This is a genomic window from Variovorax paradoxus (assembly GCF_022009635.1).
Classification (GTDB): Bacteria; Pseudomonadota; Gammaproteobacteria; order Burkholderiales; family Burkholderiaceae_C; genus Variovorax.
In genome coordinates, this window is record NZ_CP091716.1 from 2848694 (window position 1) to 2862832 (window position 14139).

Annotated in this window: 14 protein-coding genes; 6 read left to right on the plus strand and 8 right to left on the minus strand. The window is 68.0% G+C overall.

Annotation, left to right across the window (positions count from 1 at the left end; translation table 11 throughout):
• Nucleotides 1-36: 36 nt before the first annotated feature.
• Nucleotides 37-402 (minus strand): SPW repeat protein, encoded by a 366-nt coding sequence (locus L3V85_RS13200; RefSeq protein ID WP_237679646.1) that lies wholly within the window; start codon nucleotides 400-402, stop codon nucleotides 37-39.
• Between the two features lie 308 nt (nucleotides 403-710).
• On the opposite strand from L3V85_RS13200, the gene L3V85_RS13205 reads away from it, so the two are divergent.
• Nucleotides 711-1439 carry a GntR family transcriptional regulator gene (locus L3V85_RS13205; RefSeq protein WP_237679647.1) on the plus strand — a complete coding sequence of 243 codons (729 nt, stop codon included), beginning with the start codon at nucleotides 711-713 and terminating at the stop codon, nucleotides 1437-1439.
• Nucleotides 1440-1457: 18 nt separating this feature from the next.
• On the opposite strand, the gene L3V85_RS13210 is transcribed toward L3V85_RS13205, so the two are convergent.
• Nucleotides 1458-2324 (minus strand): MurR/RpiR family transcriptional regulator, encoded by an 867-nt coding sequence (locus tag L3V85_RS13210; protein WP_237679648.1) that lies wholly within the window; start codon nucleotides 2322-2324, stop codon nucleotides 1458-1460.
• A gap of 144 nt (nucleotides 2325-2468) precedes the next feature.
• Between L3V85_RS13210 and L3V85_RS13215 the strand changes: the two genes are divergently transcribed.
• From L3V85_RS13215 to L3V85_RS13225, 3 genes are read left to right on the plus strand one after another with little or no spacing between them, the layout of a single operon-like run.
• The gene (locus tag L3V85_RS13215) at nucleotides 2469-3803 is read left to right on the plus strand and encodes an aspartate aminotransferase family protein (protein ID WP_237679649.1); all 1335 of its coding nucleotides are present in this window, start codon (nucleotides 2469-2471) and stop codon (nucleotides 3801-3803) included.
• A 53-nt stretch (nucleotides 3804-3856) separates the two neighbouring features.
• Nucleotides 3857-4771 carry an amino acid ABC transporter substrate-binding protein gene (locus tag L3V85_RS13220; RefSeq protein WP_237679650.1) on the plus strand — a complete coding sequence of 305 codons (915 nt, stop codon included), beginning with the start codon at nucleotides 3857-3859 and terminating at the stop codon, nucleotides 4769-4771.
• A gap of 13 nt (nucleotides 4772-4784) precedes the next feature.
• Nucleotides 4785-5426 (plus strand): aspartate/glutamate racemase family protein, encoded by a 642-nt coding sequence (locus tag L3V85_RS13225; protein WP_237679651.1) that lies wholly within the window; start codon nucleotides 4785-4787, stop codon nucleotides 5424-5426.
• Here L3V85_RS13225 and L3V85_RS13230 read toward each other — a convergent pair.
• Entirely contained in the window at nucleotides 5418-6302 is an 885-nt protein-coding gene (locus tag L3V85_RS13230) for a hypothetical protein (RefSeq protein ID WP_237679652.1), read from the minus strand. The genes L3V85_RS13225 and L3V85_RS13230 overlap by 9 nt on opposite strands.
• A gap of 156 nt (nucleotides 6303-6458) precedes the next feature.
• On the opposite strand from L3V85_RS13230, the gene L3V85_RS13235 reads away from it, so the two are divergent.
• Entirely contained in the window at nucleotides 6459-7283 is an 825-nt protein-coding gene (locus L3V85_RS13235; RefSeq protein ID WP_237679653.1) for an undecaprenyl-diphosphate phosphatase, read from the plus strand.
• 11 nt (nucleotides 7284-7294) lie between these two features.
• Here L3V85_RS13235 and L3V85_RS13240 read toward each other — a convergent pair whose 3' ends face one another.
• The 5 genes from L3V85_RS13240 to L3V85_RS13260 are packed head-to-tail and all read right to left on the minus strand — an operon-like array spanning nucleotide 7295 to nucleotide 12367.
• A complete protein-coding gene (locus L3V85_RS13240; protein ID WP_237679654.1) occupies nucleotides 7295-9211 on the minus strand; it encodes a sensor histidine kinase in 1917 nt (638 codons plus the stop codon).
• A complete protein-coding gene (locus tag L3V85_RS13245) occupies nucleotides 9121-9825 on the minus strand; it encodes a response regulator transcription factor (protein WP_237679655.1) in 705 nt (234 codons plus the stop codon). Before L3V85_RS13245 ends, L3V85_RS13240 begins: the two co-directional genes overlap by 91 nt.
• Before the next feature lie 42 nt (nucleotides 9826-9867).
• Nucleotides 9868-10494, minus strand: a complete 627-nt coding sequence (locus L3V85_RS13250; protein WP_237679656.1) for a GNAT family N-acetyltransferase — start codon at nucleotides 10492-10494, stop codon at nucleotides 9868-9870.
• 45 nt (nucleotides 10495-10539) lie between these two features.
• Nucleotides 10540-10920, minus strand: a complete 381-nt coding sequence (locus L3V85_RS13255; RefSeq protein ID WP_237679657.1) for a YciI family protein — start codon at nucleotides 10918-10920, stop codon at nucleotides 10540-10542.
• Nucleotides 10921-10951: 31 nt separating this feature from the next.
• Nucleotides 10952-12367 (minus strand): PLP-dependent aminotransferase family protein, encoded by a 1416-nt coding sequence (locus L3V85_RS13260; protein WP_237679658.1) that lies wholly within the window; start codon nucleotides 12365-12367, stop codon nucleotides 10952-10954.
• Nucleotides 12368-12524: 157 nt separating this feature from the next.
• Here L3V85_RS13260 and L3V85_RS13265 point away from each other — a divergent pair, with 157 nt between their 5' ends.
• On the plus strand, nucleotides 12525-14135 hold the full coding sequence (locus L3V85_RS13265; protein WP_237679659.1) for an ABC transporter substrate-binding protein: 1611 nt from the start codon (nucleotides 12525-12527) through the stop codon (nucleotides 14133-14135).
• The last annotated feature ends 4 nt before the right edge of the window (nucleotides 14136-14139 follow it).

Sequence of the window (14139 nt, forward strand, 5' to 3'; positions counted from 1 at the left end):
CGAGGCGCCGGGTCTTGTCGCTTGAAGCGTTTCCGGTCAGTGCGCCGGACGGTCCATGGCCTGGCCGAGATAGTCCTTGTCCGTCACCAGCACCCAGAGTGCCAGCACCAGGATCACCGCGGCCACGAGCACCGCGTTGACCAGGGGCGTCTCGGCGCCACGGAATCCGACCAGCCAGGGCGACACCGCGAGCCAGGCCGCCAGCGCGACCTCGGTCCATTCTTCCCACTGTCGCGGCACGAAGGTCGCCCCCAGAGCCACGGCACCCAGCACGATGCCGGTCGCCACCATCGTCCACATCGCGGACGTCATGTCCGAAAAGCCCAGGACCCAGGGCGAGACGATCAGCCACACGCCGGCGACGGCGTTGACGGGGTCCTGCCAATGCTTGACTTGCTTCATGGTCGTTACTCCTGTCGCGACAAGGCGCCTCGACAGGCTTTTTGACCCTTATTTCAGAACGGGGTTCCGTTCTATGGGTGGCTCCATGACGGAAACATTAAAAAGCACTGAAAAGGTGCCAAGGTAGTACTTCCCAAGGAGGACTACAGTGTTTATTCTTAAATGTGTTAGTAAATGTTAAGAAATTATCCCTAATCATCGAAAAAGTCCGAAATCGGATTTTTACGGAAATCCGGGATATGAAGCTTCGATACCGAGCCGTACCATCCGCGCGGCCTGATTCCGGCCGCACCCGTTTCCGACTTCCGATGACCCCCCCAGACACCTCCCGGACACGCGCGTTGTCCGTGGCCGATACGCTGCGCAATCGCATCTTCGACGGTGTGATCGCGCCCGGTTCTCACCTGATGGAAATCTCCCTCGCCAACGAGCTGGGCGTGTCGCGCACGCCCGTGCGCGGCGCGATGGCGCGGCTGGCCGACGAGGGGCTGCTGGTCTATCTGCCGAACAAGGGGTTCCAGGTGCGGCGCTTCAACGCCAAGGATGTGTTCGACGCCTTCAGCGTGCGCGCCACCCTCGAAGGCATGGGCTGCCGCATCGTCGGCGAGCGCGGGCTGGACGACGCGGCGCTGGAGCGGCTGGTGGCCATGCTCGCCGAGCAGCACGAAGTGTTGCGCGCCGAAGGCTGGAGCGACGAGCGCGCCATACGCTGGCACGACCTGAACCTCGAATTCCACGGCAAGCTGCTGAAGCTGGCCGACAACCGCTGGCTGACCGAGGCGGTGCGCCGCGCCTGCCAGCTGCCGATCGTGTTCGACAGCCACCTGCGCCCGCACAACCGCGACGCGTCGACGCTGCTCTACCACCGCGCACAGGCCGAGCAGGCGCTCGAAGAACACCGCCAGATCGTCGAATCGCTGAGCCGGCGGGAGGCCGCCGATGCCGAGGCGCTCATGCGCGAGCACATCATCGCCAACCGCGACCTGCTGGTGCGTCACCTCGGCAAGCAAAGCGGCCGGGTGCGCGCGCTGGCCTGACCCGGCCGGCCCGGGGTTTCAGCCGCCGCGCACGACCGGCGGCACCAAATAAGCCCCCGATTCGAAGAGCTGCGCCTCGGCCTGGTCGATGCGCCGGATCACCGGCTTGCCCGCGCGGCTGGCCAGCAACTCAACCAGCGCTTCCGTCACCGCCACGCCGGCCGCGACCGACGGGAAAAACGACGGGCTGTTGATGGTGAACAGCAGCGTCTCGTCCGCCAGCAGCGACAGCGGCGAGGCCGCGCTGTCGGTGATGGCGACGATGCGGCAGCCCGCCGCCTTGGCCGCTTCCGTTACCTGCAGCGCTTCGCGCGAGTAGGGCGCGAAGCTCGCGACCACCAGCGCGTCGCCCTTGGCGAAGGCGCGCTGCTGCATCTCCAGCGAGCCGCCCTGGCCGTCGACCAGGTGCACGCTCGCGCGGAAGAGCCGATACACATAGACGAATGAAAAGGCGATGGGAAAGCAGGCCCGGAAGCCCGCGGCGTGCACGGCGGGCGCCTTTTCTATCAGCGCGCAGGCCTTCTGCAGCGCCTGCTCGCTCTGCCGGTGGGTGGCCTCGAGGTTGCGGCGCTGCACCTCGAACATCTCGCCCGTCAGGCTCTGGTCCTTGGCGCGGCCGACCAGCTGCTTGGCGCGCTCGCCATAAGTGTCGGCGTCCAGCCCCATGTCGGCGGCAAATGCCTCCTTCAACTGCGGCCAACCCTCGAAGCCCAGAGTCTGCGCGAAGCGCACGAGCGTGGCGGGCGTGCTCTGCGAGCGCGTGCCCACGTTGCGCATCGAGCCGGTGACCACCTCGTTGGGGTGGTCGAGCACATAGCGCGCCACCTGCTGCAGCGCGGGGCTCAGTTCGTTGAAGCGCTCGCGGATCCGGTCTTTGGCGCCCATGGCGATGTCTCTTCCTGGTGGCTTCTGTTGCTGTTGGAACAAATGTACCGGAGCGGGCTTGTCACGGCAGTTGACGGAACAAATGTTCCAAACAATAATTCAGCCGAAACGTTAGTTCCAAGAACTCCACTGATTCCGCCCGACATGACGCACGTCTTCCACCGCCATCTCCGCCAGACCCCGCCCGTTGCCGCCAGCTCGCACGGCATGTACATCCGCGATGCCGAAGGGCGCGAATACCTCGACGCCTCGGGCGGCGCGGCCGTGTCGTCGCTCGGCCATGCGCATCCGGAGGTGATGGCCGCCATGCATGCGCAGATCGACACCCTGGCCTATGCCCACACCAGCTTCTTCACGAGCGACGTGGCCGAGCGGCTGGCCGACGAGCTCATCGGCTCGGCCCCCGAGGGCATGAGCCACGTGTACCTGGTGAGCGGCGGCTCCGAGGCGGTGGAGGCGGCGCTCAAGATGGCGCGCCAGTACTTCGTGGAAATCGGCCAGCCGCAGCGCACCCATTTCATCGCACGCCGCCAGAGCTACCACGGCAACACGCTGGGCGCGCTGGCGGTGGGCGGCAACGCCTGGCGGCGCGAGCCCTTCGCGCCCATCCTGGTGCCGGCCACGCATGTGTCGCCGTGCTATCCGTACCGCGAGCAGCGCGCCGATGAAAGCGCCGAGCAATACGGCCTGCGCCTGGCGGTCGAACTCGAGGCGGCCATCCTCGCCCAGGGCGCCGACCGCGTGATCGCCTTCGTGGCCGAGACGGTGGGCGGCGCCACGGCCGGCGTGCTGACGCCGGTGCCCGGCTACTTCAAGGCGGTGCGCGCGGTGTGCGACAAATATGGCGTGCTGCTGATCCTCGACGAGGTGATGTGCGGCATGGGCCGCACCGGCTCGCTCCATGCCTGCGAGCAGGAGGGCGTGGTGCCCGACCTGATGACCGTCGCCAAGGGGCTGGGCGGCGGCTACCAGCCGGTGGGCGCGGTGCTGGCGCAGCGCCGCATCGTCGAGGCGATGTCCAAGGGCAGCGGCTTCTTCCAGCATGGCCACACCTACCTGGGCCACCCGATGGCCTGCGCCGCCGCGCTCGCGGTGCAGCAGGTGATCCGGCGCGACGGCCTCGTCGCCAAGGTGCGCGAGGACGGCATCGCCTTCGGTGCCATGCTGGCCGAGGCGCTGGGCGCGCATCCGCACGTGGGCGACATCCGCGGCCGCGGCTTCTTCTGGGGCATCGAACTGGTGGCCGAGCGCGCGGGCAAGACGCCGTTCGACCCGGCGCTCAAGGTCAACGCCGTCATCAAGAAGGACGCGATGGCGCGCGGCCTGCTGTGCTACCCCTTCGGCGGCACGGTCGACGGCCGGCAGGGCGACCACGTGCTGCTGGCGCCGCCCTTCATCGCCACCCGGCAGGACCTGCAACGGATCGTCGAGCGCCTGGCCGACTCGATCGATGCCGTGACGCGCGCCGCGGCGCGCTGAGCACCGCTTTCTCCCTTCGCTTTTTCTTCAACCGTCGTTCCGAGGAGCGTTTCATGCCCCAGCTTCGTCTGCCGTTTTCCTGCGGTGCCGCCGCGTTCGCCCTGGCTTTCGCGGCCCTGCTGCCCCTGAGCGCCGCGCAGGCCCAGGAGAGCGACACCCTCGCCAAGATCAAGGCCAGCGGCGCCATCACCTTCGGCTACCGCGAGTCGTCCTTCGGGTTCTCGTACCTCGACGGCAACCTCAAGCCCATCGGCTACAGCATCGACATCTGCAACCGCATCGTCGAGGCGGTGAAGACGGAGCTGAAGATGCCGGCCATCGAGGTCAAGTACCAGGCCGTGACTTCCGCCAACCGCATCCCGCTGGTGCAGAACGGCACGGTCGACATCGAGTGCGGCTCCACCACCAACCTGGTCGAGCGCCAGAAGCAGGTGGCGTTCTCGCCGGACATCTTCCGCTACAACGTGCGCATGCTGGTGAAGGCCGATTCCGGCATCAAGAGCATCGCCGACCTGCAGGGCAAGACGGTGGCCACCACCAGCGGCACGACCTCGTTCCGCCTGCTGCGCGAGGCCGACCGGGGCCGCGGCCTGGACGTGACCAACCTCCCGGGCAAGGACCACAGCGACTCCTTCCTGCTGGTGGAAAGCGGCCGGGCCCAGGCCTTCGTGCTCGACGACATCCTGCTGGCCGGGCAGATCGCGAATGCGCGCAGCCCGAAGGACTTCACCATCACCGGCGAAAGCCTGCGCACCGAGAACCAGTCGCTCATGTTCCGCAAGGACGATCCGGTCTTCAAGGCGCTGGTCGATCGCGTGGTCTCGGGCATGATGAAGTCGGGCGAGATGGAAAAGCTCTACGCGCGCTGGTTCATGTCGCCGATTCCGCCGAAGGGCATCAACATCAACTACCCGCTCAACGCCGAGACGAAGGACGCGTTCGCGAATCCCTCGTCCAAAGGCATCTGACGCCGACGAACCCATGACCCGCATTGCCCTGATCCACGCGCTCTCGCACTCCGTCGCGCCCATCAACGAGGCCTTCGCGCGCGACTGGCCCGAGGCGCAGCGCATGAACCTGCTCGACGACAGCCTTTCGGCCGACCTGGCGCGCGGCGGAAAGGGGCTCGACGAGGCGATGCACGAGCGCTTCCAGCGCCTGGCGCAGTACGCGGTCGACACCGGGGCGCGGGGCATTCTCTTCACCTGCTCGGCCTTCGGGCCCTGCATCGAGGCGGTGGCGCGGCGGCATGCGGGCATTCCGGTGCTCAAGCCCAACGAGGCCATGATCGACGAGGTGGCGCAGGGGCAGGGCCGGCTCGGGCTGATCGCCACCTTCGCGCCCACGCTCGCGTCGATGCCGCCTGAATTCCCTCAAGAAACGCCGTTGGAGCTTGCACTGGCCGAAGGCGCGCTCGATGCGCTGAACGCCGGCGACACGCAGCGCCACGACGCGCTCATCGCCGCCCAGGCCGCCGCGTTGCGCGATCGCGGCTGCACGCGGCTGGCGCTCGCGCAGTTCAGCATGGCGCGGGCGCGCGCCGCCTGCGAAGCGGCCAGCGGCCTGCCGGTGCTGACCACGGTCGACAGCGCGGTGCGCGCGCTGCGCCGGCGCTCAGCGTGAGGCGCGCGTGTTTTCGATGACCGAGAACAGCGCCGTCATCGCGATCTGCGCCGCATCGCTGCGGCCCAGCCGGCGCGTGACCAGGGTTTCGCGGTCGGTGCCGTCCAGGCCCTGCGACAGGCGGCGGTAGATGTCGGCCGAGGGCATGGTCGCCGAGGTGCCCAGTGCGTCGCAGTAGGTGTCTGCGAGGATGCCGGTGAGCTGCTCGCTCTGCGCGTTCGACAGCTTCATGGTGTCGCCCGCGAACACGGCGGCGATGCAGTGCATCAGGTAGGCCTGCGTCTCGAGCGAGAAAGACTGTTGCCGCACATAGCACTCGAAAGCGCCCCAGAACAGTGCCTCCGAGGTGCGGCGCCAGCTCTCGAGCACCTTGCGCGCCTTGGCCACCAGGTCGGCATGCGCGTCGCCCGGCTCGGTCGGCCGCAGCGCCAGCCCCTGCAGGGTGAGCGAGACCTCGGGCCCTGCGGCGCCGAGGATGAAGCTCCAGAACTTCCAGCGCGCGTACCACTTCTTGTCGTGCGCGGGGTCCAGGGGTTCGAGCAGCCAGAAGTCGATGCTCTGGGCCGCGTCGGTGCGCTGGCCGGCGACGAGGCCATCGCCCAGGTCCAGCTCCTGCATGACCGATTCCATGCGGTCGGCGGCAATGTGGCCCTGCGCCACGATGCCGGCCGCGCGGCCGGAGCGGTCGATGTCGAGCAGCCGCTGCATCAGCTGGCGCAGTTCGGAGGCCGAGGCGCCGGTGGCCTGGACCACCCGCCGCATCGAGGCGCATTGCTCTTTCTCGATGTCCTGCGTGTTCTTGCGGCGGTCTTCGCCGTGGTCGTCGGCAGTCGAGACATGCTCTTCGAGGCGGTCCCCGAGGGTGAACGTGCGCATCGGCAAAACTCCTCCGGCTCAACCTGTCCGGGCAGTTTCCACTATGGGTCAACGCGGCGCGGCGCGATATCACCTGAACTAGGTATCCTGACGCGCCACCTGAACGCTGGCTGACCAGTGCCATCGTGATAATTGCGGCTCTTTCAAGGAGTACGCGTGGACATCGTTTTGCTGGTCAAGGCCGCCATCATGGGCATCGTGGAGGGGCTGACCGAATTCCTGCCGATCTCATCGACCGGCCACCTGATTCTTGCCGGCTCGCTGCTCGGCTTCGACGACGACAAGGCCAAGGTCTTCGACATCGCCATCCAGACCGGCGCGATCTTCGCGGTGGTGCTGGTCTACTGGGAAAAAATCAAGTCGACCGTGGTCGCGCTGCCCCGGCAGCCGCGGGCGCAGCGGCTGGCGCTGAACATCTTCATCGGCTTCCTGCCGGCGGTGGTGCTGGGCCTGCTGTTCGGCAAGGTCATCAAGGCGCACCTGTTCATCCCGACCGTGGTGGCCAGCACCTTCATCATCGGCGGCTTCATCATTCTCTGGGCCGAAAAGCGGCCGCCGGGCTCGGTGCGCGTCGAGCACGTGGACGACATGACGCCCTGGGACGCGCTCAAGGTCGGCCTGGTGCAGTGCTTCGCGATGATCCCCGGCACCAGCCGCAGCGGCTCGACCATCATCGGCGGCATGCTGCTGGGCCTGTCGCGGCAGGCGGCGACCGATTTCTCTTTCTTCCTGGCCATCCCGACGCTCATCGGCGCGGGCGTGTACAGCCTCTACAAGGAGCGCGCGCTGCTGTCGGTGGCCGACATTCCGCTGTTCGCCGTGGGGCTGGTGTTCTCGTTCGTGAGCGCCTGGCTGTGCGTGCGCTGGCTGCTGCGCTACATCAGCACCCACAACTTCGTGCCGTTTGCCTGGTATCGCATCGTCTTCGGCATCGTGGTGCTGGCCACGGCCTGGAGCGGCACGGTGGTCTGGGCCGACTGACGTCGCTTCGCTCAGGGCCGCGCGCCCAGCGGCATGCGCAGCAGCACCTGGGTTTCGCCGGGCCTTGATTGCAGCTGCAGCTGCGCTCCGAGCCGCCGCGCGCGGGCGCGCAGGCTGCGCAGGCCGGCGCCGGTGGCCTTGTCGATGTTCTCCACGACAAAGCCCCGTCCGTCGTCGCGCACGCTGAGCCGAAGCTCCGCCCCGGCGCGCGCCACGGTCACGTCCACGCGCCGGCTGGCGCTGTGCTTGAGCACGTTGGTCAGCGCCTCCTGCAAGAAGCGCATCAGGTCGAGGCTCTGGGAGGCGGGCAGTTCGAGCGTCTCGATGTTCGACACGCTCCAGCGGCAGTCGATGCCGTTGGCGTCCAGCAATTGCGCGCTGCGGTAGCGCATCGGCGCCAGCAGCTCGCCCAGCGCGCGCGCGCCGTCGTCGCGGCCGGTGGCGTCGATGATCAGCCGCAGGTCGTCGCGCAGGTGCTTGAGCATGGCCAGCAGCTCGGGCGCGCTGAGGTCCTCGGGCGTGCGCTCCAGCTTGGCGATGCTGCCCACCAGCATGCCGCCGAGCCCGTCGTGCAGGTCGCTCACCAGGTTCATGCGCTCGCCGATGCGCGCATGCGTCAGCTCCAGCGCATGCTGCTGCGCCAGCGTGGCGGCGAGGTCGGCCTTGGCGGCGTTCACTTCCTCGATCAGCTCGGTGTTGAAGTTCTCGATGCGCTTGAGGCTTTTCACGAACTGCGCCGCCAGCGTCAGCGCCATGCCCAGCAGCAGGGCGTACGAGGACATCGTCGTGTAGTAGGTATTGCTGTCGATGATCTGCGTGAACACCAGCAGGTCGTGCGCACCGGTGAGCGCCGACACCGCCATGAACGGCGCCAGCGAGCGCATCGGGCTGTGGCGGTGGCGCAGCGCGTGCACGATGGAGGTGCTGTTCACCACGATGACGGTGAGGCCGCCCACCAGCGTCCAGACGGCGCGGTGCGAGATCAGGTCGGCGACGGGCGCCAGCCACAGGTCGAGCACGCCGGCAGCCACGACCAGCAGCGCGGCGCCCTCGAACCGGGGCATGCGCCGCCCGCAGAAGCGCAGCGCGAAGACCACGTAGCACCAGCCGAAGACCAGCAGCGTCGAGGTGTTCAGCGCCTGCCAGCCGTGGTTGCTGGCAAAGGGCCAGGGGCTGGTCGCGATCTGGTTGTAGCCGAACAGCAGCCACAGCACCGACATCAGCGCGAACCAGCCGTAGGCCGTCTCGCGCCGGCGCAATAGCCACAGGGCCGCGAAGAAGGCCGAGGCCGCCGCGCTCACCGCCAGGCCCAGCACCTGCAGGTCGCGGCGGATCAGCCGCTCGCGTTCGAAGTCCGCCTGCATCGCGGCCGGCTCTCCAAGGCTCACCGGCCCCAGTCCGGCCTGGTAGGCGAACAGGCCCGACACCCGCACCAGCAGCGTGTTGGTGCCGGGCCGAAGCAGCGGCGGCGCCAGCAGCCAGTAGCGCGGCGTGTTCCATGCGCGGGTGAGCGGCTCCACCAGGCTGTCGTCGCGCGAAATCGGCGTGCCGTTGAGCGACACCTCGCCGGCCATGTTCAGGTAGTGCAGCAGCAGGCCGGCTTCATGCACCTGCTCGGGCTGCTCCCAGGTGAGCCTGTACCAGACCACGCCGTCGAAGCCCGGCCAGCGCGCGGCCCAGCTGTCGGGCAGGGTAACGGGCATCCAGCCTTCGGCGGGCGGGGCGGTGTCGTTCCAGCCGCTGGCGCGCACGGCCTCGACGCGCAGCGCGGGGGGCTCGGCGGCGGCCTGGGCAAAGGCCGCGGGAGCCGCAAGAAGGAAGAAAAGCAGCGCGCCCGTCAGCGCAGCAAGCCATGCCGCCGCGCCTGGAACACGGCTTCGGTGCGCGAGTTGACGGCCAGCTTGCGGTAGATGTTCTTGGTATGGCATTCCACGGTCAGTCTGGAGATCGACAGCGACTCTGCCATGTCGCGGTTGCTCAGGCCTTGCGACACGAGCTCGAGGATCTTGTGCTCGCGGCGCGTCAGTGCGGCCGGCGTCGTGTCTTCGGCAGCGCCCGGCGGCGCGTCGGCCGGCACCTGCTGCGTGGCGAGCCAGCCCAGGATGTGGCGCGCGATGCTCGGGTCGATGGGGGCGCCGCCCTGCTGGATGCTGCGCAGCGCGATGCCCAGTTCGATGTCGTCGCGCTCCTTCAGCAGGTAGCCGATGGCGCCGGCTCGCAGGGCCGCGAAGATGACTTCCTCGGTGCGCCAGGCCGAGATCACCACCGCCGGCAAGCCCGGGCGGCAGGCCCGCAGCCAGCCGATCAGCTCGACGCCGCTGGCGTCGGGCAGCCCGATGTCGACCAGCACCACGCCGTAGTCATTCGCGCCCAGCAGCTGCTTCGCCCCGGCGACGCTGTCGGTCACCGCGATGCTGTTTTCGTCGCAGCCGAGCGTGGACAGCACGTAGCGCAGTCGCTCCTGCATGGCCGGGTCATCCTCGACGATGAGGGTGGGGCTCAGGGAGACGGGTTCGGCTTCTTCGGCAGGGACTCGGGACATTCGGCGATTCTTCGGCCAGCACGGCGCGACGGATGGAATGTTTTAACTGTTTTCCGTGCTGGCCGCCAAGTATGTCCCCGGCGGGCGACACATGATCGCGTAAGGAGAATCCGTGGTCGGCTCCAGGTACTCCGCCGCGGTGCGAAAGCCCAGCCGCTCGTAGAAGGCCACGCTGCGCGGCGTGAAGGTTTCCAGGAAGCAGGGCACGCCCGCCGCGTCGGCCTCGGCCAGCGTGGGCGCCAGCAGTTGCGCGCCCAGCCCGCGCCCCTGCGCGGCCGGCGAGACGCCCAGGATCGACAGATACCAGGCCCCCTGCGGCACCACGGCCGGCGCGCGCGCGGCCATGAATTCGACGATGCGGTGGTAGTTGGCGTGGCCTTTGGGCCCCAGCGCGGCAGAGAGGAATTCGTTCTTTGCCGCCGATTCGGCCGCATCGACCGCTTCCGCGCGCGGCAGCAGCCACGCGGCCGCGCCGAGCCGGCCGTCTTCGGTGGTCAGGCAGCGGCCGGTTCGCGCGGCCTCGCCCAGCGAGTAGGCGAAGTAGGAGGCCAGTACTGCCTTGCGGGAAGGCATGTCGTGGTCGAAATCGACGGAGATCGCGAGATAGAAGGGGTCGACGATCAGTGCGTCGGCCAGCGCGGGCGTGGAGGGGAATTCGGGCTTCGTCATGACCCGCGAGATTCTAGGCAGCGCTTCTGGCGGCCCGCGCCTGCCTCAGACCTGCGGAATGCGCGCCGGAATTCCGCCGGGGTCGTACCAGCTGATCGGCCGTATCTCGAACACGCCGGTCTCGAAGGCCATCCGGTGCGCCACGTGCGTGGCTTCCTCGACGCTCTCGCATTCGACGACGTACAGCCCCATCAGCTGCTCCGCGGTGTTGGCGAACGGCCGCTCCGTCACCAGCGGATGCAGGTCGCCGGCGCGGCGCACGGTGGTGGCCGCGTCGGGCATGAAGCGCAGCACCGCGCCGAGCCGGCCCTGTGCCTGCAGGTCGTCGCGCAGGTCGGCGTGGCGCTCGAGCATGTCTTCCTCCACGTCGGGCTCCCAGGTGGCCTCGGCGGATTCGGAACCGTGGATGAGGATGGCATAGAGCATGGTCCGTGTCCTTGTCGATTGCTCGAACTCGTCAGGCCTTCGAGCGCAGCCTTTTCGCTTCTTGCGCCAGGAAACGATACAGCTTCGGGTCGTCCGCGTAACCCACGTTGAAGCGCAGCCACGGCGTGGGCCGCAGATCGGTGCGAAAGAGGTCGCCCGGCGCCAGCAGAAAGCTCTCTGCGATGGCGCGCTGCGCCAGCGCGCGCATGTCGACGTCGTCGCGCTCGAACCGCGCCCACAGGAAGGGGCCGCCCGCCGGACGCGTGAACAGCTGCATGCCGGCCGCCTCCAGCCGGTCGCACACGGTGCGCTGCGCCGCCTGCAGCTGTTCGGCCAGCTTCGCCACATGGGCTCGGTAGCGGCCCTCGACCAGCACGCCGTGCAGCAGCCGCTCGGTGAGCTCCGAAGTGGTGAGGCTGTTGACCATCTTCTGCAGGATCATCTTTTCGGCGAACTCCTCGCTGCAGGCGACGAAGCCCACGCGCAGGGCGGGCGACACCGTCTTGGAGAAGCTGCCGACATGGATCACCCGGCGCAGCCGGTCCAGGCTCGCGAGCGGAGTGGCCGCGCCGGGCGGCTCCAGCCCGGCCATCACGTCGTTGTCGACGATGTGGAAGTCGAGCTGCTCGGCCAGCCGCAGAATCTGGTAGGCCACGGCCGGCGTGCACTGGCTGCCGGTGGGGTTGTGCAGGTTGCCGGAGGTGAAGAAGGCCTTGGCGCCGTGCCGCTGCGCCAGCGCCTGCAGCGCCGCGAGGTCGGGGCCGTTGACGGTGCGTTCCACGCCCACCAGCTTCAGGTCGAGCGAGCGCAGCATCGCGTACAGGTTGGTCGAGCCGGGCTCGTCGACCAGCACCACGTCGCGCGGCTGCAGCAGGCAGCGCGCCACCAGGTTCAGCGCCTGCGAGGCGCCGTGCGTCAGCACGATCTGGTGCGGCGCGGTCTCTATGCCCTGCTGCGCGAGCAGCGTCTGTATCTGCTGGCGCAGCGGCAGGTAGCCGTAGGGCGTGCCGTAGCTCGCCAGGCCGGCGCCCGGCTTGCGCGAGAGCGCGGCCAGCGCGCGGCGCACGCCGTCCATATGCAGCATCTCGGGCGGGATCCAGCCGCAGCCCGCGTTCAGCAGGGTGCGGTCGTCTTCGTAGACGTGCTTGAGCAGCCACAGCGAGTCGACCGAGGTGCGGCCCAGGAAGGGCTTGCGCCGCGTGGCCGCGCGCTCGGCCTCGGCCACGTAGTAGCCGCTGGCGCGCCGCGCCTCGACATGGCCCTCGGCCACCAGGCGCTGGTAGGCATTGGTGACGGTCATGGTGCTCACGCCGCAGTCGGTGGCGAGCGCGCGCACCGAAGGCAGCTTGTCGCCGGGCTTCATGGCGCTCGATGCGATCTGCGCCAGCAGGGCGTCGTAGAGCTGGCGCACCAGCGGCGCGGGCAGCGAAGGGTTGACAGTGATCACGGCAAGGCGTGCACGCTTCGTGTGCACGAAAAACCCCAACACGGGGACAAACACGGGGCGGACGAGCGACTGTTCTACTACAGAGCAATCAAACTGTATATATGCATTTGACCTGACAGATGACTCAATGGAGCCCTTGCCGTCTTCAGGAAATCAAATGCAACCGCAGCTCTTTTCGCCTTCGCGCGCCATGTTGTCGCGCCGCCTTGCCCGATGGGGCGCAGCCGTGCTGCTGGCCGGCGCGGCCGTCGTTCCCGCCGTGGCGCAGACCACCACGCTCAAGATCATTCCGAGCAGCAACATCACCGTGCTCGATCCGATCTGGACCACGGCCTACGTGACGCGCAACTTCGGCTACATGGTGTACGACACGCTGTTCGCCACCGACCTGGAAGGCCGCATCCGGCCGCAGATGGTCGACAAGTGGAAGGTGTCGACCGACAACAAGACCTGGACCTTCACGCTGCGCGAAGGCCTGGAGTTCCATGACGGCAAGCCGGTCACCAGCGAGGACGTGGTCGCTTCCATCAAGCGCTGGGCCACGCGAGACACCTTCGGCGCGCAGCTCGCCAAGGTGACGGAGCGCTACGAGACGCCCGACGCCAAGACCTTCTCCATCGTGCTGAAGGAGCCCTTCGGCCTGGTGCTCGAGGCGCTGGGCAAGCCTTCGTCGAACGTGCCGTTCATCATGCCCAAGCGCATTGCCGACACCTCGGGCGACACGCAGATCAAGGAATCCATCGGCTCCGGCCCCTACGTCTTCAAGGCCGACGAGTTTCGCCCCGGCGAGCGCGTGGTGTTCACCAAGAACATGCGCTACAAGCCGCGCGCCGAGGCGCCTTCGGGCACCGCCGGCGGCAAGAACGTGTACGTCGATCGCGTGGAATGGCTCATCATCCGCGACGCGCAGACGCAGATGAATGCGTTGCTCAACGGCGAGGCCGACATCCTCGAGCAGCCCGCCTTCGAGCAATACGCCACGCTGCGCACCAACCCCGACATCAAGCTGGTGGACGCCCAACCCGCGGGCAACCAGTTCATCCTGCGCTTCAACTTCCTGCAGCCGCCGTTCAACAACGAGAAGGTGCGCCGCGCCGCGCTGATCGCGCTGGGCCAGGAAGCCTTCCTGCGCACCCAGGTCGGCACGCCGGGGCTCACGCGCTACTGCAAGAGCATGTTCCCCTGCGGCACGCTGTTCGAGTCGGAGCAGACCGGCGACTACACCGGCGTGGCCAATCCGCAGAAGGCCAAGGCCCTGCTCGAGGAGGCCGGCTACAAGGGCGAGCCCGTGGTGCTCATGCGCCCGACCGACAACCCGACCATCGGCAAGCTGCCGCTGGTGGCCAAGCAGCAGCTGGAGCAGGCCGGCTTCAAGGTCGACATGCAGTCGATGGACTGGTCCACGCTGGTGGCGCGCCGCGCCAAGAAAGACGCCCCCTCGGCCGGCGGCTGGAGCGCGTTCATGACCTCGTGGACCGCCTCTGACATCCTGAACCCCATCACCATGGCCATGATGAACGCCAGCGGCGACAAGGGCTGGTTCGGCTGGCAGAACGACCCCAAGCTCGAGGAGATCAAGGTCCAGTTCGCCCAGGCCAAGACCGATGCAGACAAGAAGAAGTTCGCGCAGGCCGCCCAGCTGCGCGCCTTCGAGACGGCCACGCACGTGCCGGTCGGCCAGTACAACCAGCCCGCCGCGGTGCGCAAGAACGTGAGCGGCCTGGTGCCGGCCGGCGCGCAGGTGTACTGGAACATCAAGAAGCAATAAGCCC